19 protein-coding genes are annotated in these 24,952 nt (G+C 70.5%); 11 read left to right on the plus strand and 8 right to left on the minus strand.

The features are described 5' to 3' along the window. Positions 1–137 precede the first annotated feature (137 nt). The 7 genes from JQN83_RS14075 to JQN83_RS14105 all read left to right on the plus strand — a co-directional run bounded on the left by JQN83_RS14075 (position 138) and on the right by JQN83_RS14105 (position 9,252). Positions 138–1,166, plus strand: coding sequence for a LacI family DNA-binding transcriptional regulator (locus JQN83_RS14075; protein ID WP_244252456.1), 1,029 nt, complete (start codon positions 138–140; stop codon positions 1,164–1,166). Between the two features lie 86 nt (positions 1,167–1,252). After that, positions 1,253–2,557 carry an ABC transporter substrate-binding protein gene (locus tag JQN83_RS14080; RefSeq protein WP_208567579.1) on the plus strand — a complete coding sequence of 435 codons (1,305 nt, stop codon included), beginning with the start codon at positions 1,253–1,255 and terminating at the stop codon, positions 2,555–2,557. A gap of 67 nt (positions 2,558–2,624) precedes the next feature. After that, on the plus strand, positions 2,625–3,608 hold the full coding sequence (locus tag JQN83_RS14085; RefSeq protein WP_208567580.1) for a carbohydrate ABC transporter permease: 984 nt from the start codon (positions 2,625–2,627) through the stop codon (positions 3,606–3,608). Position 3,609: 1 nt separating this feature from the next. Then, positions 3,610–4,485 (plus strand): carbohydrate ABC transporter permease, encoded by an 876-nt coding sequence (locus tag JQN83_RS14090; protein ID WP_208567581.1) that lies wholly within the window; start codon positions 3,610–3,612, stop codon positions 4,483–4,485. Continuing rightward, entirely contained in the window at positions 4,482–6,722 is a 2,241-nt protein-coding gene (gene yicI / locus JQN83_RS14095; RefSeq protein WP_208567582.1) for an alpha-xylosidase, read from the plus strand. The genes JQN83_RS14090 and yicI overlap by 4 nt, the downstream gene beginning before the upstream one ends. Continuing rightward, positions 6,719–8,119: a GH1 family beta-glucosidase gene (locus tag JQN83_RS14100; protein ID WP_208567583.1), complete on the plus strand. Its 1,401-nt coding sequence runs from the start codon at positions 6,719–6,721 to the stop codon at positions 8,117–8,119. Before yicI ends, JQN83_RS14100 begins: the two co-directional genes overlap by 4 nt. A 473-nt stretch (positions 8,120–8,592) precedes the next feature. Continuing rightward, complete coding sequence (locus tag JQN83_RS14105; protein WP_208567584.1) at positions 8,593–9,252, plus strand: YczE/YyaS/YitT family protein; 660 nt, start codon at positions 8,593–8,595, stop codon at positions 9,250–9,252. Between the two features lie 110 nt (positions 9,253–9,362). Here JQN83_RS14105 and JQN83_RS14110 read toward each other — a convergent pair whose 3' ends face one another. Both JQN83_RS14110 and JQN83_RS14115 read right to left on the minus strand, forming a co-directional pair. Next, complete coding sequence (locus JQN83_RS14110; RefSeq protein ID WP_208567585.1) at positions 9,363–9,668, minus strand: hypothetical protein; 306 nt, start codon at positions 9,666–9,668, stop codon at positions 9,363–9,365. Positions 9,669–9,827: 159 nt separating this feature from the next. Next, complete coding sequence (locus tag JQN83_RS14115; protein ID WP_208567586.1) at positions 9,828–10,343, minus strand: hypothetical protein; 516 nt, start codon at positions 10,341–10,343, stop codon at positions 9,828–9,830. Between the two features lie 343 nt (positions 10,344–10,686). Between JQN83_RS14115 and JQN83_RS14120 the strand changes: the two genes are divergently transcribed. After that, positions 10,687–11,382, plus strand: a complete 696-nt coding sequence (locus tag JQN83_RS14120) for a DUF2690 domain-containing protein (RefSeq protein ID WP_208567587.1) — start codon at positions 10,687–10,689, stop codon at positions 11,380–11,382. Between the two features lie 176 nt (positions 11,383–11,558). Here the strand turns inward: JQN83_RS14120 and JQN83_RS14125 are convergent, their stop codons facing one another. Next, positions 11,559–12,518: a hypothetical protein gene (locus tag JQN83_RS14125; protein ID WP_208567588.1), complete on the minus strand. Its 960-nt coding sequence runs from the start codon at positions 12,516–12,518 to the stop codon at positions 11,559–11,561. Positions 12,519–12,660: 142 nt separating this feature from the next. On the opposite strand from JQN83_RS14125, the gene JQN83_RS14130 reads away from it, so the two are divergent. Next, positions 12,661–15,789 carry an AfsR/SARP family transcriptional regulator gene (locus tag JQN83_RS14130; RefSeq protein WP_208567589.1) on the plus strand — a complete coding sequence of 1,043 codons (3,129 nt, stop codon included), beginning with the start codon at positions 12,661–12,663 and terminating at the stop codon, positions 15,787–15,789. A 153-nt stretch (positions 15,790–15,942) separates the two neighbouring features. Here JQN83_RS14130 and JQN83_RS14135 read toward each other — a convergent pair whose 3' ends face one another. The 3 genes from JQN83_RS14135 to JQN83_RS14145 are packed head-to-tail and all read right to left on the minus strand — an operon-like array spanning position 15,943 to position 20,548. Continuing rightward, a complete protein-coding gene (locus JQN83_RS14135) occupies positions 15,943–16,950 on the minus strand; it encodes an NAD-dependent epimerase/dehydratase family protein (RefSeq protein ID WP_208567590.1) in 1,008 nt (335 codons plus the stop codon). Further along, positions 16,947–19,580, minus strand: coding sequence for an alpha/beta fold hydrolase (locus JQN83_RS14140; RefSeq protein WP_307799271.1), 2,634 nt, complete (start codon positions 19,578–19,580; stop codon positions 16,947–16,949). The genes JQN83_RS14135 and JQN83_RS14140 overlap by 4 nt, the downstream gene beginning before the upstream one ends. Further along, a complete protein-coding gene (locus JQN83_RS14145; RefSeq protein ID WP_279632754.1) occupies positions 19,526–20,548 on the minus strand; it encodes a 3-oxoacyl-ACP synthase III in 1,023 nt (340 codons plus the stop codon). Before JQN83_RS14145 ends, JQN83_RS14140 begins: the two co-directional genes overlap by 55 nt. Positions 20,549–20,684: 136 nt before the next feature. On the opposite strand from JQN83_RS14145, the gene JQN83_RS14150 reads away from it, so the two are divergent. Next, complete coding sequence (locus JQN83_RS14150) at positions 20,685–21,101, plus strand: SDR family NAD(P)-dependent oxidoreductase (protein ID WP_307799273.1); 417 nt, start codon at positions 20,685–20,687, stop codon at positions 21,099–21,101. Here JQN83_RS14150 and JQN83_RS14155 read toward each other — a convergent pair. Further along, positions 21,008–21,961: an alpha/beta fold hydrolase gene (locus JQN83_RS14155; protein ID WP_244252414.1), complete on the minus strand. Its 954-nt coding sequence runs from the start codon at positions 21,959–21,961 to the stop codon at positions 21,008–21,010. The two genes, JQN83_RS14150 and JQN83_RS14155, sit on opposite strands and share 94 nt — an antisense overlap. A 158-nt stretch (positions 21,962–22,119) precedes the next feature. Here JQN83_RS14155 and xylB point away from each other — a divergent pair, with 158 nt between their 5' ends. Next, positions 22,120–23,517, plus strand: a complete 1,398-nt coding sequence (gene xylB, locus JQN83_RS14160; RefSeq protein WP_208567595.1) for a xylulokinase — start codon at positions 22,120–22,122, stop codon at positions 23,515–23,517. 230 nt (positions 23,518–23,747) lie between these two features. Here the strand turns inward: xylB and JQN83_RS14165 are convergent, their stop codons facing one another. Further along, entirely contained in the window at positions 23,748–24,947 is a 1,200-nt protein-coding gene (locus JQN83_RS14165) for a pectate lyase (protein ID WP_208567596.1), read from the minus strand. Positions 24,948–24,952 lie beyond the last annotated feature (5 nt).

Below are 24,952 nucleotides of genomic sequence, written 5' to 3' on the forward strand. Positions count from 1 at the left end.
CTGACCGCTTCCGACATCGGCTATTGACGTCGCCGTAACACCGGGTCTAGCGTCTGTCGAACCGCTTCGTCGAACCGCTTCGACGAGCCGGCGAACACGGTTCCCTGCCTGCCCGGAGGAGGTGCGCGGTGGCCACCATGCAGGACGTCGCCCGCCTGGCGCAGGTCTCGGTCAGCACCGTCTCCTACGTGCTCACCGGAGCCCGGCCGATCTCCCAGGGCACCCGGGCCAAGGTGCTCGCCGCCATGGCCCAGCTCGACTACCAGCCCAACGCCATGGCCCGGGGTCTGGCCAGTCGCCGCAGCCGGATCCTGGGCCTGCTGCTGCCGATGGACGAGCGCGGCCTCGGGGCGACCGAGACGGCGTTCGTCACCGGGGCCGCCGCGGCGGCCAGCGCCGTCGGCTACCACCTGGTGCTGTCACCCGTCGGCGGGGGCGGCGACCTCGACGGGCTGCGTCGGCTGGCCAGCCAGCGGATGTTCGACGGCGTCGTGCTGATGGAGGTGCAGCTCGCCGACGAGCGGGTCGGCGCGCTCCAGCAGGCCGGGGTGCCGCTGGTGCTGATCGGGCGCACCGGGGACACCGCCGGGCTCTCCTACGTCGACATCGACTTCGAGCAGACCGTACGGGAGGCGGTGGCGTACCTGGTCGGCCTGGGACACCGGCAGATCGTCTACGTCAACCACTCGGCCGAGACCCTGGCCAGCGGTTACGGGCCGGCGCTGCGGACCCGGGACGCCTTCGTCACGGCGATGACCGGCCACGGCCTGGAACCGGTCATGATCCCGGCGCAGGACAGCGCCGCCGGTGGCCGGGCCGCGTTGGCCGCCGCCATCACACGGACGCCGGGCCTGACGGCCGTGCTGGCGATGAACGAGACGGCGGTCTTCGGCATCCTCGGCGAGCTGACCGGGCGGGGGCTGGCCGTGCCCGACGACGTGTCGGTCGTCTCGATGGTCACCTCGCCGCAGGTCGCCGAGCTGGCCACCCCGGCGCTGACCGCGATGACGTCCCCCGGTTCGGCGCTGGGCCGGATCGCGGTCGAGGCCCTGGTGCGCCACCTGGACGGGGCCGGTGACGAGCGCCACCAGCAGTTGCTGCCGTGCGCGCTGGAGATCCGGGGATCGACCGCAGCACCACGAAGCCGTCACCCCGATGGGGGTTGACCAGGTAAAACGGCCCGTCGCCGCGCGGCAACGCGACGACGGACCCAGTGAAGTACCGGGCTCGATACTCAACGAGGAGGATAGCAATGCAGCGATTCCGCCGGATCGTCGCCGCGATCGCCCTGGCGGCGACCGCGACGACCACCGTGGCCGCCTGCGGGGGCGACGACAGCGGTGACGACAGCGGGGCCAAGACCCTCAAGCTCTGGCACTACGAGGGCGAGAACAGCGCGATGGGGGTCGGCTGGGACAAGGCCATCGAGATCTTCAAGACCGAACACCCGGGCGTCGAGGTGCGCTTCGAGCGCAAGGCGTTCGAGCAGATCCAGCAGAACGCCGGCATGATCATCAACTCGTCCGAGGGTCCGGACATCATGGAGTACAACAAGGGCAACGCGACGGCCGGCCTGCTGTCGTCGCAGGGACTGCTCACCGACCTCAGCGGCGAGGCCGAGAAGCGCGGTTGGGCCGGCAAGCTCAGCCCCAGCCTCCAGACCACCGCGCGGTACAGCGACAAGGGCGTGATGGGCTCGGGCAACTGGTTCGGCGTGCCGAACTACGGGGAGTACGTCACGGTCTACTACAACAAGGACCTGTTCGACCGTAACGGCGTCACGGTGCCCACCACCATGGCGGAGCTGACCGCCGCGATGGACACCTTCGTCGGCAAGGGCATCACCCCGCTGGGCATGGCCGGCGCGGAATACCCGGCCGGGCAGCTGTTCTACCAGTTGGCCCTGGCAAAGGCCGACCGGCAGTTCGTCGACAACTACCAGCTCTACAAGAACCCGGTCGACTTCCGCGCCGACCCGCTGAAGTACGGCGCGGACACCTTCGCCGACTGGGTGCGCAAGGGCTACGTCGCCAAGGACTCGTCGAGCCTCAAGGCCGAGGACATGGGTACCGCCTTCATCGCGGGCAAGACCCCGATGATCGTCTCGGGCAGCTGGTGGTACGGCCGGTTCAAGGCCGAGATGAAGGCCAACTGGGACACCTTCCTGTTCCCGGGCAACACCCTCAACGCCGGCTCGTCCGGCAACATCTGGGTCGTCCCGACCAACAGCAAGGCCAAGAGCCTGGCGTACGACTTCATCGACATCACCCTGCGCCCTGAGGTCCAGGACCTGATCGGCAACAACGGTGGCATCCCGGTGGCCGGCGACCCCGCCAAGATCGCCGACCCGAAGGACCGCAAGCTCATCGAGGACTTCAACACGGTCAGCAAGCAGGACGGCCTGGCCTTCTACCCGGACTGGCCGGTGCCCGGTTACTACGACGTGCTGGTCGGCGGGTTCCAGGCGCTGATCAACGGATCCAAGTCCCCCGACCAGGTGCTCGACACGATCGCCAAGCCGTACGCCGACGGCGTCAAGGAGATCACCGGCAAGTGACACGGCGAGCGGCGGGCGTGCCCGGTACGACCGGCACGCCCGCCCGCCCTGCCGGGAAGGATCCTGCATGGCAGTCCCCGACACCGTCGCCGGCACACCACCGGCGGCGACCCCCACCCCCACCCCCACGCCTGCGCCTGCGTCCCGCCGTCGACCGCGTGGCCGCGACGCGGCGTACTGGCTCTACCTGCTCCCCGGAGCGGTGCTGTTCATCCTGGTCATCGGCGTGCCACTGGTCGGCACCGGCTACCTGTCGCTGACCCGGTGGTCAGGCGTCGGCGACCCCACCTTCGTCGGCCTGGACAACTACCAGCGGTTGCTGCACGACGAGGTGTTCTGGGCATCGTTCCGCAACACCGTGGCGATGATCGTCGCGATGGTGGTGGTGCCGACCCTGGTCGGGCTGCTGCTCGCCTCGGTGCTCTTCGACGTCGTCGGGCGACGGTTCCGGCCCCGGACGGCGGCGGCGTTGCGGGCCGCGTTCTATCTGCCGCAGGTGCTGCCCGTGGTGGTCGCCGGCATCGTCTGGGGCTGGATCCTGCGCCCCGACGGCGCGTTCAACAGCACGCTCGACGCGATCGGTCTCGGGGCGCTGCGCCACGACTGGTTGGGCGACCCGGACACCGCGCTGCCGGCGGTGATGGCGGTGATGATCTGGGTGCAGATCGGCTACCCGGTGGTCGTGTTCATGGCGGCGTTGCAGCGGGTCGACCCGGAGCTGTACGAGGCGGCCGAGGTCGACGGGGCGAACTGGCTGCACCGGTTCCGGGCGATCACCCTGGCGCAGATCCGGCCGGAGACCTTCGTGGTCGCCCTGACCTGCACCATCGCCGCTCTGAAGGTGTTCGGGCCGATCTACGCGCTGACCCGGGGCGGCCCGGAGAACGCCACCAACGTGCCGTCGTACTTCGCCTACTACACGTTCTTCAAGAAGCTCCAGGTCGGGTACGGCTCGGCGATCTCCACCGTGCTCACCGTGATAATCGTGGTGGTGGCCGTGGTCTTCATCGGGGTGCAGGCCCGCAGCGAACGCCGGGACCGGGGGATCTGAGATGACCGCGACGATCACCAAGGTCCCGATCCGCCCGAAGGTGCGCGACCGGCACCACCGGGGCCTCAGCCGCTGGGTGGTGCTCGCCGGCGTCACCGTCGGCGCGCTGGTCATGCTGGTGCCGTTCGCGTTCATGCTGCTCAACGCGTTCAAGTCGCCCGGTGACTACTCGTCGGGCGGCCCGTTGAGCTGGCCGACGCAGTTCTACACCCAGGGCCTGCGGACGTACTGGTCGGAGGTGAACTTCCCGCTCAAGCTGTGGAACTCGACGCTCATCGCCGGGTCGGTGGCGGTGTTCGGCGTCATCGTGTCGCTGCTCAACGCGTACGCCCTGGGCATCGGCCGGGTCCGCGGCCGGCTGTGGATCGTCGGGCTGTTCCTGCTGGCCAACATGCTGCCGCAGGAGGCGTTGATCTATCCGCTGTACTACGTCGCCAAGGAGATCGGCCTCTACAACACCCGGCTGTCGGTGATCATCATCTTCACCGTCATCCAGAGCGCGTTCGGCACGTACCTGCTCGCCTCGGTGCTGGGCACGTTCCCCCGCGCGCTGCTGGAGGCCGCGGCGCTCGACGGCGCCGGGAAGTGGACGGTGCTGTGGCGGGTGGTCTTTCCCAACCTGCGGCCCACCCTCGCCGTCCTGCTCATCTTCTTCTTCATCTGGACCTGGAACGAGTTCCTCATCCCGCTGGTCATGTTGATCGACAACCAGACCCAGACCATCCCGGTCGCCCTCGCATCGTTGCAGGGCGACCGGCTGATGGACGCCCCGACGACCAACGCCGGTGCGCTGATCAGCCTGGTGCCGGCCATCCTGTTCTTCCTCATCTTCCAGCGCACCCTCGCGCGCGGCATCACGGCAGGAGCCGAGAAGTGAAGTTCACCGACGGGTACTGGCAACTGCGTCCGGGGGTCAGCGTGCTGCGCCCCGGCACGGTCGAATCGGTCGAGCCGGACGAGCGCGGCTTCACCGTCTTCGCCCCGTCCGGGCAGATCAACGGCCGGGGCGACACGCTGAACCGGCCCGTCGTCACCGCCCGCTTCTTCTCCCCCGCGCCCGGCGTCGTCGGGGTCACCATCGGCCACCACAGCGGCGGGCTGCCCCGCGAACCCCACTTCGGGGTCAGCACCGACCACACCCACCCGGTCACCGTCGACATCACCGGACTCAGCGCGTCGCTGACCACCGGCGAGCTGACCGTCCGGGTCGCGCTGGTCGACGGCTGGCGGGTCGAGTTCCGGCACGGCGACCGGCTGGTCACCGCGTCCACCGCACGCAGCGTCGGCATCGCCACCGACGGCGAGGGCCGCCGGTACGTGCACGAACGGCTCGCGCTCGGCGTCGGCGAGACGGTGTACGGGTTGGGCGAACGGTTCGGCCCGTTCGTGAAGAACGGTCAGACGGTCGACATCTGGAACGCCGACGGCGGCACCGCCAGCGAGCAGGCGTACAAGAACGTGCCGTTCTATCTCAGCAGCGCCGGCTACGGGGTGTTCGTGGACCACCCGGAGCACGTGTCGTTCGAGGTCGGTTCGGAGGTCGTCGCGCAGACCCAGTTCAGCGTCGAGGGCCAGTCGCTCACCTACCACGTCATCGACGGGCCCACCCCGAAGGACGTGCTGCGCCGCTACACGGCGCTGACCGGCCGACCGGCCCGGGTGCCCGCCTGGTCGTACGGGCTGTGGCTGTCCACGTCGTTCACCACGTCGTACGACGAGAAGACGGTGACCGAGTTCGTCGACGGGATGGCCGAACGGGACCTGCCGCTGTCGGTGTTCCACTTCGACTGCTTCTGGATGCGCCAGTTCCACTGGGTCGACTTCGTGTGGGACCCGGCGACCTTCCCCGACCCGGAGGGGATGCTGCGCCGGCTGCACGAGCGGGGCCTGAAGGTCTGCGTGTGGATCAATCCGTACATCGCGCAGCGGTCGTACCTGTTCGAGGAGGGCCGCGAGGCCGGCTACCTGGTACGCAACCCGGACGGGTCGGTGTGGCAGTGGGACAAGTGGCAGGCCGGCATGGCGCTCGTCGACTTCACCAACCCCGACGCGGTGGCCTGGTTCACCGGCAAGCTCAAGTCGCTGCTGGACATGGGCGTCGACTGCTTCAAGACCGACTTCGGCGAGCGCATCCCGACCGACGTGGTGTGGCACGACGGGTCGGACCCGCAGCGCATGCACAACTACTACTCCTACCTCTACAACCGGGCGGTCTTCGAGCTGCTGGAGACCGAACGCGGCGAGGGTGAGGCGGTGGTGTTCGCCCGCTCCGCCACCACCGGCGGCCAGCAGTTCCCGGTGCACTGGGGCGGCGACTGCGAGTCGACGTTCGTCGCGATGGCCGAGTCGCTGCGCGGCGGGCTGTCCCTGGCGTCGTCCGGCTTCGGCTACTGGAGTCACGACATCGGCGGCTTCGAGGGCACCCCCGACCCGGCGGTGTTCAAGCGGTGGATCGCGTTCGGCCTGCTGTCGTCGCACTCGCGGTTGCACGGCTCCGGCTCATACCGGGTGCCGTGGGCGTACGACGAGGAGGCCGTGGAGGTGCTGCGCCACTTCACCCGGCTCAAGCTCGGCCTCATGCCGTACCTGGCGGCGACGGCCGAGGAGGCGCACCGCGACGGCATCCCGATGATGCGCCCGATGATCGTGGAGTTCCCGGACGACCCGGCCGTGGCGCACCTCGACCGGCAGTACATGCTCGGCCCGGACGTGCTGGTCGCACCGGTGCTCAGCGCCGACGGGCAGGTCACCTTCTACGTACCCGCCGGCACGTGGACCCACCTGGTCACCGGCGCGCAGCTCACCGGCCCGGCGTGGGTGACCGAGAAACACGAGTACGACAGTCTGCCGGTGCTCGCCCGCCCCGGCGCGGTCATCGGGTTCGGGGCGCGCTGCGACCGGCCCGACTACGACTGGGCCGACGGGGTGCAGCTGCGGCTCTACGCACCGGCCGAGGGGCAACGGCACCGGGTGCGCATCCCGTCGCCCGACGGGGGCCCGGGTGCGCAGTTCGAGGTGGGTTTCCGTGACGGGGTGGCCACCGCCGAGCTGGTGGCGGGCGAATCGTCGGCCTACCACTGCGTGGTGGTCGGCGCGGAGAGGGCGGGACGATGACGGCACGCAACTTCCCGGAGAGCTTCGTCTGGGGGTCGGCCACGGCGGCGTACCAGATCGAGGGCGCGGCCACCGAGGACGGCCGGGGGCGGTCCATCTGGGACACCTACAGCCACACCCCCGGGCGTACGTTGAACGGCGACACCGGCGACGTGGCCGCCGACCACTACCACCGGTGGCCGCAGGATCTCGACCACATCGCCGGGCTGGGGTTGTCCGCGTACCGTTTCTCGATCTCCTGGCCCCGGGTGCAGCCGGGCGGTTCCGGCCGGTTCAACCCGGCCGGCCTGGACTTCTACGCGCGGCTGGTCGACGGCCTGTTGGAGCGCGGCATCCGGCCGGTCGCCACCATGTACCACTGGGACCTGCCGCAGGAGTTGGAGGACGCCGGCGGGTGGCCGGCGCGGGACACGGCGCTGCGCTTCGAGGAGTACGCCTCGGGGATCGTCGGCGCGCTCGGCGACCGGGTGCACACCTGGACCACGCTCAACGAACCGTGGTGCTCGGCCTACCTGGGGTACGGCTCCGGCGTGCACGCGCCCGGTCGCACCGAACCGGCGGCGGCGCTGGCGGCGGTGCACCACCTCAACCTCGCGCACGGCCTGGCCGGGCGGGTGGTGCGGGAGCTGGTGCCGAGCGCCGAGCTGTCGGTGACGCTCAACCTGCACGTCGTGCGGGGCGCGTCCGGGTCGGATGCCGACCGCGACGCGGTCCGGCGGATCGACGCGTTGGCGAACCGGGCGTTCCTCGGCCCGATGCTGGACGGGGCGTACCCGGCCGACCTGCTGGCCGACACCGCCGCCGTCACCGACTGGTCGTTCGTGCGCTCCGGTGACGAGAAGCTGATCGCGGTGCCGTTGGACGTGCTCGGGGTCAACTACTACTCCAGCACCCTGGTCCGCGCCTGGGACGGACACTCGGCCCGCTCCGATGCCGACGGGCACGGCGCGTCGACCCACTCGCCGTGGGTGGGTGCCGAGGACGTCGACTTCCTGCCGCAACCCGGCCCGTACACGGCGATGGGGTGGAACATCGACCCACCGGCCTTCACCGAGCTGCTGCTGCGGCTGCGGCACGACTACCCGGGCCAACCGTTGATGATCACCGAGAACGGCGCAGCGTTCGACGACGTGGTCGCGGCGGACGGGCGGGTCCACGACGACCGGCGCATCGATTACCTGCGCCGGCACATCGGCGCGGTGGCCGACGCCCGCGCGCAGGGCGTGGACGTGCGGGGTTACTTCGTCTGGTCGCTGCTGGACAACTTCGAGTGGGGCTACGGCTACGACCGCCGCTTCGGCATCATCCGCGTCGACTACGACACCCAGGAACGCCTCTGGAAGGACAGCGCCCACTGGTACCACCGGCTGGCCCACACCGGACACCTGGACGGGTAGGTCGCGGGCGGGCCGACCAACGGTCGGTCGGGCACCGTCGGGCCCGCACCCGGCCGGCGCGGCGTCAGGGGGTCGCCGCGCCGGCCGTTCACCGTGCGACGGTGCCGAGGTCACGGTGGCCACGAACCCTGTGTGATGCATCTCTCACCCCTGGTGACCACCGCTGGTCACCAGGGGTGGGCGCCAGGGTCGGCCGAACACGGGCCCATCCGGCGTCCCGCGCGGTCGAATACGACTAAGACATTGATGGCGATCAAGCCAAGCTGTGCGGCAGAATTCGGACCACGCGAACACGCTCCGACGTTATCGCCCATCGCGACCATGCTCGACCGATCAGCGCGCGACAGCTGCGTGCCGGCTCCGGCAGGGGCCACCGCCACCTGGATGCGCGCACTCCCGACGTGCCGGACGCCTGCTCCCGACGTCACGAACCGCCCCATCAGGCAGACGGCCCCCGACAATCGGAGACCTGGATGCCTGCCGCCCCTGTTCGCCCTGCCGTCGACAAAGCCTTTCCCTATCTCATCGGCTGCTTCTTCTTTTCGCTGGGCGCGTATTTCTTCATCGTCTCGCACCTCGGCACGGATCCGCTCGACACGTTCGCGCTCGGCCTGCTGCGCCACGTACCCGGGACGATCGGTATCGCCCAGGCCGCCGTCGCGGTCACCTGCGTGTCCATCGTCGCCGTGTGGACCCGTCGCCGACCGGTGCTCTCCCCCATGCTGACGTTCTTCCTCTGCGGCAGCGCCATCGACGGGCTGCTGATCCTCGACCCGGTTCGCCTCGCCCCGGCACCCGCGGCGACGTTGCTAGCCGCCGGCACCGCATGCTGTGCGTACGGTTCGGCGCTGATCATCATGAGCGGGTTCGGCATCCGGGCGATGGACCTTCTCGCGATCGCCATGGTGCAGCGCTGGCGGTGGCCGTTCTGGCTGGCCAAGGGCGCGCTAGAACTGACCCTGCTCGCAACCGGGTGGCTGATGGGCGGGCCGGCCGGGGTGGGGACGCTCTGCTTTCTGATCGGCGTCGACCTGCTGATCCAGCCGCTGATGTGGCTCAATGCCACAGTCTTCCGGGTACGGAACCTGGGTCTGCCACCGCACCCGGCGCCGGCCGGCGGCGGCCCCACGTGACGGGCGGGGTGGTGACACCCTGAGCGCAGCGAGGCTCGTCACCCCCCGTAAAGCATCCTAGGACATCGCCGGCCCCGCGTCACGAGCTGGACCGTCGACCGTCCCGCTGCTCAGTCGTCTGCCAGGTATCCGGTGCTCGGGTCGACGGTGTCCAGGAAGTCACGGATGTTCTTGGTGTGCTCGTCAGCCGACAGGTCCGCCGTCGGGCCCACACCGAAGCCGTAGCCAGGGTTCGGCCCGCTGAGCCAGGCGTAGTCGGTGCCGCCGAGCCCGTTCGGGCGGAGAACGAAGGTCTCCCCGTCGACCTCGAGCGTGCGGGACGTGGCGTCGGTCGCCCCGTCGGTCACGGGGCGCAGACCGGGCACCGCCCCGGGGTCCACCGCCGGATCGCCGTCGTCGGAGTAGATCGCCTTCACGCAACCATCATCGCGGGTCGACCGGCCCGGCGCGCGCATCCGGCGCGGACCGGACGGCACGTCGGAGGTGGATCAGATCGACGGGCCCATCCGACAGCCTCCGACCCGGCGTGCCACCCGCATGCGCGGTGACGGACGCCGGGTCGGAGGCTCACGACGTCAGACGCACAAGCGCGCACCGTTGGTGTGGTAATTGAGCGTGCCGAAGTCCGATGACAGCCACGCCTGCACGCACGCCGTGCTCTGCGAGTTCGCCAGCCGAATATAAGGTGACCAGGCACTTGTTCCACCGGCGCCCGTCAGCAGATTGGGGTCGTACGCGCTCGCCCTGCGGCCCTCCGATTCGACGACCTGTTCCACGGTCACCGGGTTCGAGTACATTCCGCCGTACAGGACGACCCGCGACCAGTTTCCGTGGCAGGACCACGACCAACGCAGCTGAAGTTCCCCGATCGCCTTGCCCGCGAGGGCGCCCCGCGAACCGTGGATGGGCACGGTGGCGACAGTGCTGGTCTGCGAGCAACCGGTGGGGCTGCCATCACCACCGGAGTCCGTCGCCTGCGCCGGAGCCGCGCCCGTGAGAATGATCGTGCCGGCGGCCAGGATCGCGGTGACAGCCGCCAGCAGGGCTCTGCCGAATCGACGGGGTCGTTCGACCGTGGACGTTGTACTCATCGGGTTTCTCCTCACCAATTATGATCCGCGCCGCAGCGGCGGATCGTGGGATGTCCGAGGCGACGCCACCATGCGAGCGAACTGCCGACGGCGGTACGTCCCGGACACCCCGAACTGCACCCGTTCAGTCGTCCATCCACCAGGGAGATGGAGGAATAGACCGCGATTACGCCACACTGGTCCGGCGGTGGCGAATCCGTCGCGGGCGGGGGGTGTGGTGAAGCAGGAGTCGGATCGGCAGGACCGGGGCGACTCGGTTGACCGTTTCGTGGGTGACCTACGCAGGCTGCGCGACGACCGTGAGGTGCCGCCCACATGGGACGCGATGGTCCACCGCGCCAGAATGAACGGTGTACGGGTCAGTAAGAGCACCCTGCACAAGGTCGCGAAACTCGAAGCGCTGCCCTCCGAGTTGGCGGTACGCGGCTACCTGACCGCCCTCGGCGTCGACCACGCGGAAATCGAACGGTGGGTGGCTCGTCGTACGGCGCTGGTCACGCCAGCCGGCGAGCAGAACGCTGCGGAGTTCACCAGTCGACCACCTGGACAACCTCGATGGCGGTGGTGGGCAGCGGTCGCGGTCACACTGCTGAGCACCAATGTCGTGACCGGGTTCGTCGTACACCGTGTCTCGACGTCTGAGCCGGCCACCGCCACGGCAACGAAGCCGACCTCCGCACCGGCAGCGACCGGTGACAACCCGCTGGACACGCCGTGCCTGGACGACGCGAAGGTCGCGACGAGCACGAACAAGAACCCGGAGTTCCTGCTGGAGATCGTGTTCTCGGTCAGGTGTCGGGCCGCGTGGGCCCGAATCACCCGAGCAGACGACAGCCCGCTGGGCAACCACGTCGAGGTCGCCATCTACCGCAGGTCCGACCCGCACGGGGATACCCGCCAGGAAGCCGTGGAACCCGATGTGAAGTCGGCCTTCACCACCCTGATCGTCCGCGCCGACCCCACCGACCGGCTCTGCGCGATCGGAGCCGTCGTCACTCGTGACGACCGCTCCGCCGCCGCAGAACCGATCTGTGTCTGACGTCGACGGCCGCCGAACCGCCGCTCGTCCACCCGGTGATGATCTGATGTCCGGGCCCGGAGCCGGCAACCCGGCCAGGGAGCTGCGGGTCCCGGCCAGGGGTGGCGGCGTGAAGGGCGCGGCCACCGCGCGACAACGGTGGTTGTCGCGCGGTGACCGCGGGGACGGGTGCGGAATCAGGCAGCGATGGTCTGCAGGTAGGCGGTCCCTCCGCAGGACAGTGTGCTGAGGTTCTTGAACCACATCGCGAGCTGACGCTGAGAGGATCCGTCACCGTTGATGCGCTGGATGTAGACCAGGCGCGTGACCTCGAACTGGCAGTAGGTGGGGAAGCTGCCCTGGGGCGACGGACCGACCACGTAGGCCGAGGTGACGGGATTGGCGTTGTTCCAGGTCGTGGACCAGGTGCTGCCGGGGCCCACGGTCGCCATGGAGAACTGCGAGCCGACGGTGGTGGAGCCGAGCCGGATGTCGGCCTGGCAAGTGATGCTCCCTACGTTCTTGGCCTCCACCCAGATCTGCCGGAGCGAGCTGCCCGGCTGCACGGTCCAGATGCGCGACACCTGGAACTGGCAGGCCGCCGAACTCGTGGCGCCGCTCGGGTTCAGAGCGGGCACCCAGATGGTGTTCCAGGGGACGTTCCACAGGCTCGTCTGGGTGCCACCCGGGCTGACGCCGCCGGTCGAGCCGAGGAACGTACTGGTCACCGCCGTGAGTTGCACCGTCGCACCACAGGCGATCGAGCCGACGTTCTTGAGGGTGAACTGGTACTGCCGCTCCCCACTGGGCAGTTGGACGTACCGGCTGTTGATCGTCTCGAACTGGCACGTGGCCGAGGTGGTCGCGCCGACCGGGTTGTAGCCGACCACGTAGGCGGCGTCGGCCGGGGCGTTGGTCCAGGTCCAGCCCTGTGTGCCGCCGGCGGCGAGGGTGCCGGTGAACCACGTCGCGGCGATGCCGATCCCGCCCTTCGCGGCGTGGCTCAGCCCGCCCGACGCGGCTGCGGCGGCCCGTGCGTCGCGCAGTGACGACTGCGCTGGCTGCGACGACTCGTCGGCCTGCGCGACCCCGACCGACGCGACGACCATGCTGAGTGTCGTCACCGCGAGGAGAGCCGCGCGGATTCTTCGTCTCATTGAAGCTCCTTTACCCCAGGTTCCGGACCGTCCGCCCGGCTCCATCAGGCTGCGCGGCCCGGCTTGCCATCGGCTAGCCATCCGATAGCCGCCCTGGAGGCGACACATAGAATCGAGTTCGATACATCAATGTGGGGGCTGGATGACATGGCGCTTGCTCGGCCCGGTCGAGGCCGTGGTGCGGGGCGGGCGAGTGCCGCTGGGACGACCCCAACAACGCGCTGTGCTGGCGTTCCTGTTGCTCAATGCCAACGTGGTGGTGTCGGCGGAGCAGTTGACCGAGGCGCTGTGGGGCGGAGCTCTCCCCACCCGCGCACGAGCGCAGGTCCAGGTCTGTGTCTCCCGGTTGCGACAACTGACCCGTGCGGCCGGGATACCCGAGACCATCTATTCCGATTCCGGCGGATACCGCCTTGAGTTGGCCGGCGACGACCTGGACGTGGTGGTCTTCTCCGGGCTGACCGAAGCTGCCCGTCGGTATGCCGACTCCGGCGAGCACGAACGGGCCACCATTCTGTTACGGCAGGCGTTGGCGCTGTGGCGTGGCCCGGCACTCGCCGGGGCGTCCGGCGCTTTCGTACCGGCGGCCGCCGCCGCCCTGCACGACAAGCGGCTTGCCGCGTCCGAGGACCTGTTCGACGCCGAGTTCGCACTCGGTCGACACGCCGCCGTGGTGGCGCCGCTGCGCGAGCTGGTCACCGGGAACCCGTGGCACGAGGGCCTCGCCGTGCGGCTGATGACGGCACTGGCCGGATCGGGACACCGGGCCGAGGCGCTGCGGGTGTTCGAGCGGATCCGCCGCCTCCTCGCCGACGAGCTGGGCATCGAGCCGGGAGCACTGCTCGCGGAGGCCCACGTACGGGTGCTGCGGCAACAGTTTCCGCCGAACAGACCCGCACCACCGGTCCGGGAACCCGGATCCGCTCCGCGTCCCGCCCAACTGCCCGCCGGCCTGTCCACCTTCACCGGTCGCGGCGACGCACTCGCCGCGATGGACACGATGCTGGACCAGGCCCGGGAAAGCGGCGCCCTGGCGGTCGTCGCGATCATCGGGACGGCCGGGGTGGGCAAGACGGCGCTGGCGGTCCGGTGGGCGCACCAGGTACGGCCACTCTTCGGCGACGGGCAGCTCTTCCTGGACCTGCGCGGTTACTCGCCCGGAGCGGCGACAGCACCGCTGGAGGCGGTGTCGCGCTGCCTTCGCGCGCTCGGTGTGCCGCCCGCCCGGGTGCCCGACGACGTCGACGAGGCGACGGATCTCTACCGCAGCGTGCTCGCCGACCGGCGGATGCTGATCCTGCTGGACAACGCCCGCGACACCGCGCACGTACGGCCGCTGTTGCCCGGCGGCGCCGGCTGCCTGGTGATCGTGACCAGCCGTGATCGCCTCGGCGGGCTGGCCGCCCGGCACGACGCGCAGCGGCTGTCGTTGGACGTGCTCGCGCCGCAGGAGGCCACCGAACTGTTGATCCGCGTCATCGGCGCGGAACGGGTCGTCGAGCAGCGGGACGCTCTCGCGGAACTGGCCCGTGACTGCGCACACCTGCCGCTGGCCCTGCGTATCGCCGCAGCAGACCTGCACGCCCGCCCGCACGAGATGGTCAGCGGGTACCTGGCGCGGCTTCGCGCGGGCGACCCGCTGACCGTGCTGACCGTCCGTGACGACGAGCAGGTCGCGGTGCGTTCGGCGTTCGCCGTCTCCTACCGGACTCTGCCACCGCGACTCCAGCGGCTCTTCCGGCTGTTCGGCCTGGTGCCCGGCTGCGACGTGACAGCGGAGTCGGCCGCCGCGATGCTGCGGTGCGAAACCGGCGAGGCGGCGGACATGCTCGCCCGGATCGCCGACGCGCACCTGGCGCAGGAGCGCACGCCGGGCCACTTCGGCACCCACGACCTGCTCGGCCGGTACGTGACCGAACTGGCGGCGGTCGAGGACAACCGGGACAGACTCGTCGACCTGCTGTCCTGGTACCTCTTCAGCGTGTACGCCGCAGCCGATCGGCTGTATCCACAGGTGTTGCGCGTACCCACGCAGCTAGCTGCGCCCACCGGTCCACCGATGCGATTCGCCGCCCATGTCGACGCTCTCGCCTGGCTCGACGCACACCGGCACAACCTCGTCGCCGTGACACGCCATGCCGCGCACCAGGAACTGCACACCTTCGCCTGGTCGCTGGCGGACGCGCTACGCGGCTACCTGTGGCTGGGGATGCACACCACGCAATGGTCCGAGGTCGCGAGGATCGGTCTTTCCGCGGCCCGGGCCGACCGGCACGAGCAGGCCGAGGCGGCGGCCCGGCTGAGTCTCGCCGCCCTGCACTGGCGGCTGGAACGGTTCCCCGAGGCGATCGACGACTACCAGCTGGCGCTACTCGCCGCGAACCGTTCAGGGTGGCGCGACGGCGAGGCGGCCGCGCTGGGCAACCTGGGACCGGTCTTCCGGATGACCGGCCAGCCGGGTGAAGCCCTACGGGTCATGGAGCGGGCGCTGGAGTTCAACCGGCGCAACGGCCGGACCGCAGGCGTCGCCGTCAACCACAACAACCTCGGACTGGTCTGCGCCGACCTCGGACGGCTCCGCGAGGCCGCAGACCATCACCACGCGGCACTCACCCTGGCACACCAGGGTGGGGCAACCTCCAGCCGGGCCCTCATCCTGAGCAACCTGGGCGTCGTCTACCACCTTCTCGGCCGGTCCGACGATGCACTACGGACACTGACCGAGGCGCTGGAACTCCATGAGCAGACGGGCAGCCGGGGCCGTGCCACCACCCTGTGTGCGCTGGCTCGGGTCCACTGCGACCGTGGCGACCATCCGCACGCGGCCAGCCTCGCCCGGCAGGCACTCGACATGGCGCGCGCACCGGTCGAGCCCCGGGTCGAAGCGCTCGCTCTCCACATCCTGGGCGTCGTCGAGCGGAAACCCGGCACCCTGTTGGATGCCCTGCGAACCGCGCGCACCACCGCGGATCGGTACATCGAGGCCGACATCACCGTCAGCCTCGCCGAAATCGACGAGCCTGCGGCACCCTCCTGGTGCCATGCGGCGCTGTCCATCACGCGGCAGTGCGGCTATCGGCTGCTCGAAGGCCGGGCGCTCGCCGCCCGCGCCGCAGCCGAGTACTCGGCCGGTGACGTGGTCGCCGCCCGGCGCAGCGCCGGGCTGGCGGCCCAGTCGCACACCCTGACCGGCCACCAGCCGGGCACCGAACGAATCGAGAAGCTGCTCGCCCTTCTCGCGTCGGAGTCCCTGCCCGGGCACCGCACGTAGGCCACCCGTCAGACGCCAGCGACCCACCACGAGGGAGCAGGCCGGCACCGGTGCACAACAAGCATGACTGTGACTACGAAAAGTGACGGCACCACGAGCGGCGCGGTCCCGGCATGCGCGGTGTCGCCACCGGCGTGGTCGGCGGTGCCGCGCTCAGTCCCCGCCAGTGGCTGCGGGGACGGGGACCGTGCTCCGGTACGCCATGGCCAGCCGAACGAAGCCTTCCTCAAGCGTCACCTGCGGTGACCAGCCCAGTGCCTCTCGGGTTCGGCGTTGGTCGAACCAGTGGGCGGTGGACAACTGCTCGGCCAGGAACCGGGTCATGGGCGGTTCCTCGGTGCGCCGAAGCGCCGACCAGAGCCGCTCCACCACGGCGCCGCCGGCCTTTGCCACGGCCACCGGCACCCGGAGCCTCGGTGACGCCGTACCGGCGGCGACGCAGATCCGGTCGACGAGCTCGTGCACCGTCCGCGGTTCACCGTTCGTCACGACAAAGGCCTGTCCGTGTACGCCGGCCTCGGGGGCCCGGTCGATCGCGGCGACGAGGGCGTCGGCGGCGTTACTGACGTACGTCGTGTCGATCAGGGCGGTTCCCCGGCCTACCAGTGCCAGCCGGTTGCCCCGGGCCCGCTCGACGATCCGACCCACCAACTGGGTGTCGCCCGGCCCCCAGACCAGGTGGGGGCGGATCGCCACCACGGCGAAGTCGGGCGAGTCGGCGGCCAGCGCGAGCAACTCCGCCGAGGCCTTGCTCCGGGCGTAGTGGCCCCGGGCACGGTCCGGGTCGGCGGTGCCGGCGCCGACGCCGGCCAGGCCGGTGCCGTGGTGGGCCACCGACGGCGAGGACACGTGCACGAATCGCGGCACGCCGGCTGCCCGGGCGGCGGCGAGCAGGGTGGCCGTACCACCGATGTTGGTGTGCGCGAAGTGTTGCCACGGCCCGGTCATCGACACCTTCGCGGCCAGATGGACCACGGCGTCGACTCCTTCGGTGGCCGCGCGTACCGCTTCCGGATCGGTGATGTCGCCGCGGTGCTCGTCGACCCCGACCAGGCCGCTGGGCCGACGTTGCAGGACGCGGACGTGGTCGCCGCGCATCCGCGCAGCCGCGGCGGTGGCGCCGCCGAGCATGCCGCTGGCACCGGTGACGAGGATCTTCACGGGCGGCGCAACCCCCCGCCGGCGAGCACTCGTTCCGCCCAGTGCCGCAGCCGGGTACGGTCGATCTTCGAGTTGTGGCGGATGTCCGTGGGCAGGGCCGGGACCACCAACACGGCCGCGACCGGTGTCGCGGCTGCGGTGCGTACCGCGGCGGCCAGGTCACGGCTGGCCATTCGGGCACGGCGGCTCCCGGGCAGGGTTTCGGCGATGACCACGACCTTTGCCACCCCGGGTGGTCCCACACCGACCACTGCGGCCCGCGCGATCTGCGGCAACGACTCGATTCGCTGTTCGGTCCCGACCGGAGTGAGCACGCCGTCGGACGTGACCAGGACGTGGGCAAGCCGACCCTGCACCCACAGTCGGCCGTCGGAATCCAGGTAGCCCACGTCGCCCGTGCGGTGCCATCCGGGATTGCGGGAGCTGTCCCGCTCGGTCAGCCAGAGCCCGTCGTACCGGTCCTTGACATGGGCGGCCCTGACCAGGATCTCGCCGGTGCGCCCAGGAGGGCAACCGGGTTGCTCGGAAGGCGTGCCGGTCGTGTCCAGGGCCGCGATCGCCACCTGGACACCGGGCAACGGCCGGCCGACGCAGACACCGTCGCCCGGCCCGGCGTCGACGATCTCGTCGAGGGTGACGTCGGTGACCGGGAGAACCTCGGTCATTCCGTAGGGGGTGTGCGGCTGCGCCTCGGGCATCAGCACCCGCGTCCGGGTGAGCAGCGCGGCGGGCACCGGCGCGCCCGCGCTGAGCAGCAATGTCACCCCCTGCAGCGCGGCGCGGTGGTGGTCGTCCAACACGTCGCCGGTGTCGACCACGTTGCGTAGCGCGGCCGGTGACGCGAACACCGCCGAGCCGTCGACCGCGGCTGCCGCCTCGGCGAGAGCGGTGGCGGTCAACGTCCCTGGTGCGGTGACCCTCATGTCCGGGATCGCCGAAGGGGCACCGAGAGCCGGCCCGAACAGTGCGAACGGCGCGAAAGCCGCCACGATCCCGGCGTCGGTGTTCACCCCGAGCTCGAACAGCGCGTCACGCATCGCGGCGAGTTGGCGATGGGTGTAGACCACACCCTTCGCCGGGCCGGTGGAACCGGAGGTGAACAGCACGGCCGCGTCGTCGTCCGGTTGTGGGGCGGCCGGAAGTTCCCGGACGTCGGCGCCGAGGCGGGCAAGCCCACCCAGGGTCAACGCCCCCAACGCGGCGGCGCCCGGCCCGGCTCCGATACGCCGTCCGGGCCAGCCCATGGCCCGGGCGACGGCGAGGCCCCGGCCGACGGCGACCAGGTGCGCGGGGTCCGCGCTGCGCAGGGCCCGACTCATGCCGGCCAGCCCCAGACCCGGATCGACCACCACGATCACCGCACCGATGCGAAGACACGCGTAGACGGCGGCGGTCAGGTCGGCCCCGGGCGGTACGAGTAGTGCCACCCGATCACCGCGGCGTACTCCGGAGGCCGACAACCCGGCCCCGATCTCCCGGATCCGCTGCCACAACAGGGACCAGCTGACCTGCCGGCCGTTGTTCGCCAGCTCCACCAGGGCGACCGACCGGTCCTCGGCGCGCTCGGCCAACGCCGCCCACAGCGGACGCCATGGCACCGCCGGTGCCGGTGCGGATGCCGGAGTCGGGTCGGCGGGCCGATGGTCCAGTTCAACCAGCCACCGAGCCACCGCACCGGCGACATCAGCATCCTCGGGGAGCAGGTGACCGGCACCTTCGAACCGGTGCAACCGCGCATGCGGCAACCGGTTGCGCAGGTCCCGGAGATGCACGTCGCCGAAGACCGGGTCACGCGGCCCCCACAACAGCAGTGTCGGGATCTCCGCCAGCGTGTGCAGACCCTGTGCGACGTCTTGCAGCGCCTGCCAGCTCGAATGGTCGGATCCGAGTGGGATGTCCGCGACGAAGCCGCCGATCGCCGCCCGCCGGTCCGCCCCCCGGTACGGAGCGAGATAGCCCTCTCGCACCGGCTCCGGCAGCCACGGGTTCGCCAGGGCGAGGGTGGCCTGCAGGAACGTCGGGGTCCGCACGGTCACCGCCGGCAGCACGCCGGGCAGCCGGGCCAGGCGGATCAGCGTGGGTGCCGGCGACCCACTCGGCTGGTGCACCGCGGTGTTGGTCAACACGACACCGCGTAGTTGATCACGGTGCCGCAGCGCCCAACCCAACGAGATGGACCCGCCCCAGTCGTGCCCGACCGTGACCACCGGCCCGGTCAGTCCCAGCGCGTCGGTGACCGTGGTGAGGTCGTCGATCCGCTGCGCCAGCCCACGTACGGTGCCGGTGCGCTCGGAGAACCCCATGTCCAGGTGGTCCACGGCGACCACCCGCCACGGCGGTGCGTCATCCCGCCCGAACCGGGCCAACAGGTGTCGCCACAGGTACGACCAGGTCGGATTGCCGTGCACGCACAGGATGGTCCCCACGGGTCGGACCGGACCGGTCGGGGCCTCGGCAGCGGTGTCCAGTACATGCCAGGTGCGCTGCACGCCCTGACTGTCTACCGCGGTGACCCACCGGGACCAGGAACTGTCCAGTCCCGACAGCCCGAGCGGCGACACCGTGTCTCGATTGCTCACCACACGATCTCCAGGGCACACGTGTTCAGGCCGGAGCCGACCCCCATACACAGCACCCGGTCACCTGAGTTGAGCGACCCGGCGTGGTGAGCCAGGGTCAGCGGCAGCGACGCCGGGCCGACGTTCCCCCACAACGGGAACGTCTCGGGCACCTTGCGAGGGTCGAGGCCGAGCCGGCTGACGACGCCGTGCGTGTGCGCCGCCGAGACCTGGTGCATGACGTAGAGGTCCATGTTCTGCCAGTCCCACGCCCCGGTGCGCGCCCAGGCCGCCGCCGCGAGGTCCACCCCCGCGTCGAGCAGACCCTTCGCGTCGGTACGCATCCGCGTGCTGTCCCCGACACACAGCGTGTGGTGTTGCGTGGCCGCCCGACTCACCCCGCCGACGAGGCGGTGCCCCTCCTGGTGGGCGTCGGCTGCGGCCAGCACCATCGCGGCGGCGCCTGATCCGAGGGTCAACGTGGCGAACTGCTCCCGGACGTCGTCGCGGGTGGAGTCGGACCGGCGTAACCGCTCGATCGTCGCCTGTTGCGCCTCGCGGGCACTCTCGCCCGCCACGATCAGCGCGTACCGGATCTGTCCGGCGTCGATCATGTTGGCGGCGACCTGGATCCCGTTGACGAACCCGAGGCAGGCATTGGCGATGTCGAAGTTCAAGGCCGACGGCGGCAGGTCCAGGGCGTGGTGGATCGCCACCGCCGTCGATGGCTCCAGATGCGCTCGGGACACGGACGTGTTGATCAGCAGGCCGACGTCATGCGCGTCGACACCCGCCTCCGACAGCGCCTTAGCCCCGGCAGTCGCCGCCGCGTCGGCAAACCCGAAACCCTCCGGCCACCAGCGCCGCTCCTGGACGCCGGCGATCCGCTGAAGCATCCGTGGGCGCAGCCTCAGCCGCCGGAAGGTCTCGCTCAGCTGCTCGTCGAACTGGTCAGAGGTGACGACGACCGGAGCTTCCACAGCCGCCACCGACATTATCGCCGTGTTCGTGTAGCGATACTCAGCGTTGCCACGCGTCATCCATCCTCCGCCCGTCGCCCACCTTGAGAGCTCGAAGCTATCCGCCCGGTTCCACCAATCACCAACGGCCGATCGGTATCGCGGCGAACGTCACCCACCCGCGAACTTGCCCGGCGGGATTCATGTCCTGGCCGGGGTGCGACGCGGCACCGACGCCGACGCCATCCGCACGACCGGCGTCGAACCGGTCATCCTCGCCATCACCGACGCCGAGCAGGTGGCGGTCCTCGCCGCCCGGGTCGGCGACGACCCGCGCACGGTGCACGCGCTGGTCAACAACGCGGGAATCCCGGTGAACGCGCCGGTCGAAGCACTGCCGATGGCGCAGTGGCGGCGGGTGTTCGAGGTCAACCTGTTCGGCCACGTCGCCGTCACCCAGGCACTCCTGCCCGCGCCCCTGCACGGCGGGGGTCGCGTGATCAACGTCAGCTCGATCGGCGGCAGGACCGCCATGCCGACCTACGGGGCGTACGCCGGTGCGGCAGCCCGCTGGTCCAGCCACGCCAGGATCGTCCCGGTCGTCTCCTGCGGTTTCTCCTGTTGGATCCAGTGACCGCAGTCCAGACCGACCACGTCCACGTTCGGCACGAATGCCGTCAACCTCTCCGCCCTGGCGACCGGGTCACGGTCGCCGTAGATCATGAGGGTGGGCTGTCGGATGATCGGGTCCGCAGCTGCCAGCAGCCGCCAGTTGCGGTCCAGGTTCCGGTACCAGTTGATTCCGCCCGTGAACCCTGCCGACTCGAAGGCGGAGACGAAGACCGCCAGTTCGTCGTCGCTCATGACGGGCTCACCGGGCGGGGTTTCCGCCCTGGCGAGGTTGATCAGGGCGTTGCCCGGCTGGGGCTCTGCGGGGGGCACGTTCTTCCGGTACAGGTTCCGCAGGAACCGGAACGGGTTCTCCTCGAACACGGCGTCCGCGACGCCCGGCTGCCGGTTGAAGTGCACGAAGTAGAAGTCGGGGCCGAGCACGGCCTCCATAGCCTCGATCCACGGCACCTCTCCGCGCTCCTGGTAGGGCACGCTCAGCGCCACCACGCCGTTGACCCGGTGCGGGTGCAGCAGGGTCAGGCCCCAGACGACGAATGCGCCCCAGTCGTGGCCGACGAAGGTGGCGTCCTGGTAGCCGTAGTGATCGAGGAGGGCGACGAGGTCACCGGACAGCTGGGCGATGTCGTAGTCCGTCACGTCGGCGGGACGGGACGAGTTGCCGTAGCCCCGTTGGTTGGGGACGATCACGTGGTAGCCCGCCGCCGCCAGGGCCGGCACCTGATGACGCCAGGAGAAGGCGTGCTCCGGCCAGCCGTGACAGAGCACGACGGGATTGCCTGCGTTGTGCCGGCCGGCTTCGAAGACTTCGAGTTCCACACCGTTGACCGCGATGCGGGTGGGCTCGGGAAAATCGGTTGTCATGCCGGCATCATGCCGACCGAAACCGGTCACCTCCTGACCGGTTTCCGTGGCAGTGTCGTCCGGTGCGAGCGGTCAAGGCGACGCCGAATTTTGCATAGCCATTGAACTAATCCGGGTGCTGGACGTAGGGTCGGGTCCCGAGCTACGGAGGCACCGCCATGGGTGACGCGAGGACCCTCGTCGCCGGGGTCGATTCGTCGACCCAGTCGACCAAGGTCGTGGTCTGCGACGCCGAGACCGGCGAGGTGCTCCGCGCGGGCCGCGCCCCACACCCCGACGGCACCGAGATCGACCCACGGTCGTGGTGGGCCGCGTACGAGCAGGCCAGTGCCGGCCTGCTGGACGGAGTCGCCGCGATCGGCGTCGCCGGACAACAGCAGGGCATGGTCTGTCTCGACGACGCCGGCGAGGTGCTGCGCCCCGCCATCCTGTGGAACGACACCCGCTCGGCGCGTGCCGCCGTCGACCTGACCACCGAGTTCGGCGGCCCGAAGGCATGGGCCGACGCCGTCGGGCTGGTGCCGGTGGCCAGCTTCACGGTCACCAAGCTGCGCTGGTTCTCCCACGCCGAGCCCGAGCTGGCGGACCGCACCAGCATGGTGCTGCTACCCCACGACTGGCTCACCCACCGACTGCGCGCGGACGGCGGGGAGCCGACGACCGACCGGGGCGAGGCGTCCGGCACCGGCTACTGGTCACCGGCCGTTGGCGCGTACCGGCAGGACCTGGTGCGGCTCGCCTTCGGTCGGGACGTGGCACTCCCCCGGGTCGCCGGGCCGGCCGAGGTGGTCGGGGAGACCGCCGCCGGGGCGCTGCTCTCGGCCGGCACCGGCGACACCATGGGCGGTGCGCTCGGCGTCGACCTGCGGCCGGGTGACGTGGTGGTCTCGCTGGGCACCTCGGGGTGCGTGTACGGGCTCAGCGACGTACCGACCGCCGACGCCAGCGGGCTGGTCGCCGGGTACGCCGACGCGACCGGCCGGTTCCTGCCGCTGGTCTGCACGCTCAACGCGGCCCGGGTGCTGGTCACGGTCGCCGACCTGCTGGGCCGGTCACTGGCGGAGTTGGACGACCTGGCGCTCGCGGCGCAACCCGGCGCGGGCGGGTTGACCCTGCTGCCGTACCTGGACGGGGAACGCACCCCCGATCTGCCCGACGCGCGCGGCCTACTCGCCGGCCTGACCCGGGCGAACGCGTCGGCGGCGAACCTGGCGCGGGCCGCGGTGGAGGGCATGCTCGGCGGCATCGCCGACGCCCTCCACGCGCTGCGCGCCCAGGACGTCCCGATCGACCGGGTGCTGCTGATCGGCGGTGCGGCGCGGTCCCGCGCGGTGCGGGCGGTCGCACCGGCATTGTTCGGTGCGCCGGTGAGCGTGCCGCGCCCCGCCGAGTACGTGGCGCTCGGCGCGGCGCGGCAGGCCGCCTGGGCGCTGTCCGGCGACGTCGAGCCGCCGCCGTGGCCGGTGGAGGCCGAGGAGGTCACCGCCGCCGGCACCCCCGAGGTGTACGAGCGCTACGTCGACGTCCGCCAAAGGGCGCTACCGCTGCTGACGTGACCCCGGCGGCGCGGAGCGGGTCGGGCGCTGACGGCGATGCGCCCGGGTCCGTTCCGGGCGGTCACCGCCGACGACCGTCGGTGGCGTATGCGTTCTCCGGTACGCCCGCGACGCGGGCGACGCGCCAGCCGGACCCGGTGTCCGCCCGGCCGCCCGGCCGGCCGGCCGCAGCGCAGCGGAGCACCCGCCTGGTGCGGATGCCCCGCTGCGCAGGACCTCGTCCGGGATGACTACCGGAAGGTGACGTCACTCCTGTTGACCTTGCAGTTGGCGTCGTTCCAGCCCTCACCGAGGTAGCTGGGTTCGCTGCCCTTGGGCACACCCTTGTACTTGCCGCAGATGGTGGCCGAGCCGATCACGACCACGCGGGTGATCGTGGCGGTGTCGTTCCAGTTGCTGTTGATGCCGGCGAGCATGTCGATGTCGTCGACCAGGACGTTGTCGATACGCACGTGGCGGGTGTACGAGGTGGTGCAGTTGCCGCAGCCGCGGTACAGCTTGCCGGACCCCTTCAGGTAGAAGCCGGAGATGTTGACCGTGCCGTTGCCGTTGTGCTGGAAGGTCTTGTCGCTGCCGCTGCGCGCACCGCCACCGATGACGTACGAGGTGCCGCCGTTGGTCTGCTTGAAGGTGGCGGCGTCCTCACCGATGTCGTTCCACCACACGTTGCGCAGGGTGCAGGTGCCTTCACAGTGCACGCCGTCGCCGGCCGGCGAACCGAGGATGACGTTCTGCAGCGTGCCACCGTTGGCGATCTTGAACATCGGGTCCTGCGACTCGCCCTGCCCACCGTCACCGATGCAGCAGTAGGTCTTCATCCCGCCGTCGAACGTGCCGGAGACGTTGACCGTGCCGGAGATGCTGACCGAGCCGGCCGACGACGGCCACGCTCCGGTCGGCGTGCCCGGATTGCTGGTCGGGCCGGACGTCGGACTGCTGGTGGGACCGGAGGTCGGGGTCGACCCGCCGCTGGAGTACGTCTCGAACTCGGCGATCCGCGGGGTGCCGGACGCGCCGGTGATGACGAAGGAGATCTTCTTCAGCGACGTCGAGGAGAAGTTGACGGTGCTCGGGGCGCTGCTGCCGCTGGCCAGGACGGCGCCCGTGTCGTTGTTCTTGAGCTGCCAGCCGCTGATCGAGCCGCCGCCCGAGGCCTGCACGATGACGGCCGAGGACACCGTGGTGGCGCTGCCCCACTTGACCGAGATCGTGCCGGTCGATCCGCTCGGCGACCAGTAGGTGCCGGTGTTGCCGTCGATGACGTTGCCGTAGCTGGTACCGCTGGCCTTACTGGAGCCGTCGGCGCCGGCGCCGAGGCTCAGGTTCGTGGCGGCCGAGGCGCTGGGAATCTGTAGCGCCAGCGCGACGACGGCGCCTGCGACCACGGTGGCGCTGCCGGCCAGCCACCGCGAGGCGACTTTGCGTCTCATCTGAT

The organism is Micromonospora antibiotica, from assembly GCF_017599305.1.
Lineage (GTDB): Bacteria > Actinomycetota > Actinomycetes > Mycobacteriales > Micromonosporaceae > Micromonospora > Micromonospora antibiotica.

Coding starts and splice junctions, on each gene's coding strand:
- JQN83_RS14075 (WP_244252456.1), top strand. CDS start 138: ATGCAGGACGTCGCCCGCCTGGCGCAGGTCTCGGTCAGCACCGTCTCC.
- JQN83_RS14080 (WP_208567579.1), top strand. CDS start 1,253: ATGCAGCGATTCCGCCGGATCGTCGCCGCGATCGCCCTGGCGGCGACC.
- JQN83_RS14085 (WP_208567580.1), top strand. CDS start 2,625: ATGGCAGTCCCCGACACCGTCGCCGGCACACCACCGGCGGCGACCCCC.
- JQN83_RS14090 (WP_208567581.1), top strand. CDS start 3,610: ATGACCGCGACGATCACCAAGGTCCCGATCCGCCCGAAGGTGCGCGAC.
- JQN83_RS14100 (WP_208567583.1), top strand. CDS start 6,719: ATGACGGCACGCAACTTCCCGGAGAGCTTCGTCTGGGGGTCGGCCACG.
- JQN83_RS14105 (WP_208567584.1), top strand. CDS start 8,593: ATGCCTGCCGCCCCTGTTCGCCCTGCCGTCGACAAAGCCTTTCCCTAT.
- JQN83_RS14115 (WP_208567586.1), bottom strand. CDS start 10,343: ATGAGTACAACGTCCACGGTCGAACGACCCCGTCGATTCGGCAGAGCC.
- JQN83_RS14120 (WP_208567587.1), top strand. CDS start 10,687: ATGAACGGTGTACGGGTCAGTAAGAGCACCCTGCACAAGGTCGCGAAA.
- JQN83_RS14125 (WP_208567588.1), bottom strand. CDS start 12,518: ATGAGACGAAGAATCCGCGCGGCTCTCCTCGCGGTGACGACACTCAGC.
- JQN83_RS14130 (WP_208567589.1), top strand. CDS start 12,661: ATGACATGGCGCTTGCTCGGCCCGGTCGAGGCCGTGGTGCGGGGCGGG.
- JQN83_RS14145 (WP_279632754.1), bottom strand. CDS start 20,548: ATGACGCGTGGCAACGCTGAGTATCGCTACACGAACACGGCGATAATG.
- JQN83_RS14155 (WP_244252414.1), bottom strand. CDS start 21,961: ATGACAACCGATTTTCCCGAGCCCACCCGCATCGCGGTCAACGGTGTG.
- xylB (WP_208567595.1), top strand. CDS start 22,120: ATGGGTGACGCGAGGACCCTCGTCGCCGGGGTCGATTCGTCGACCCAG.
- JQN83_RS14165 (WP_208567596.1), bottom strand. CDS start 24,947: ATGAGACGCAAAGTCGCCTCGCGGTGGCTGGCCGGCAGCGCCACCGTG.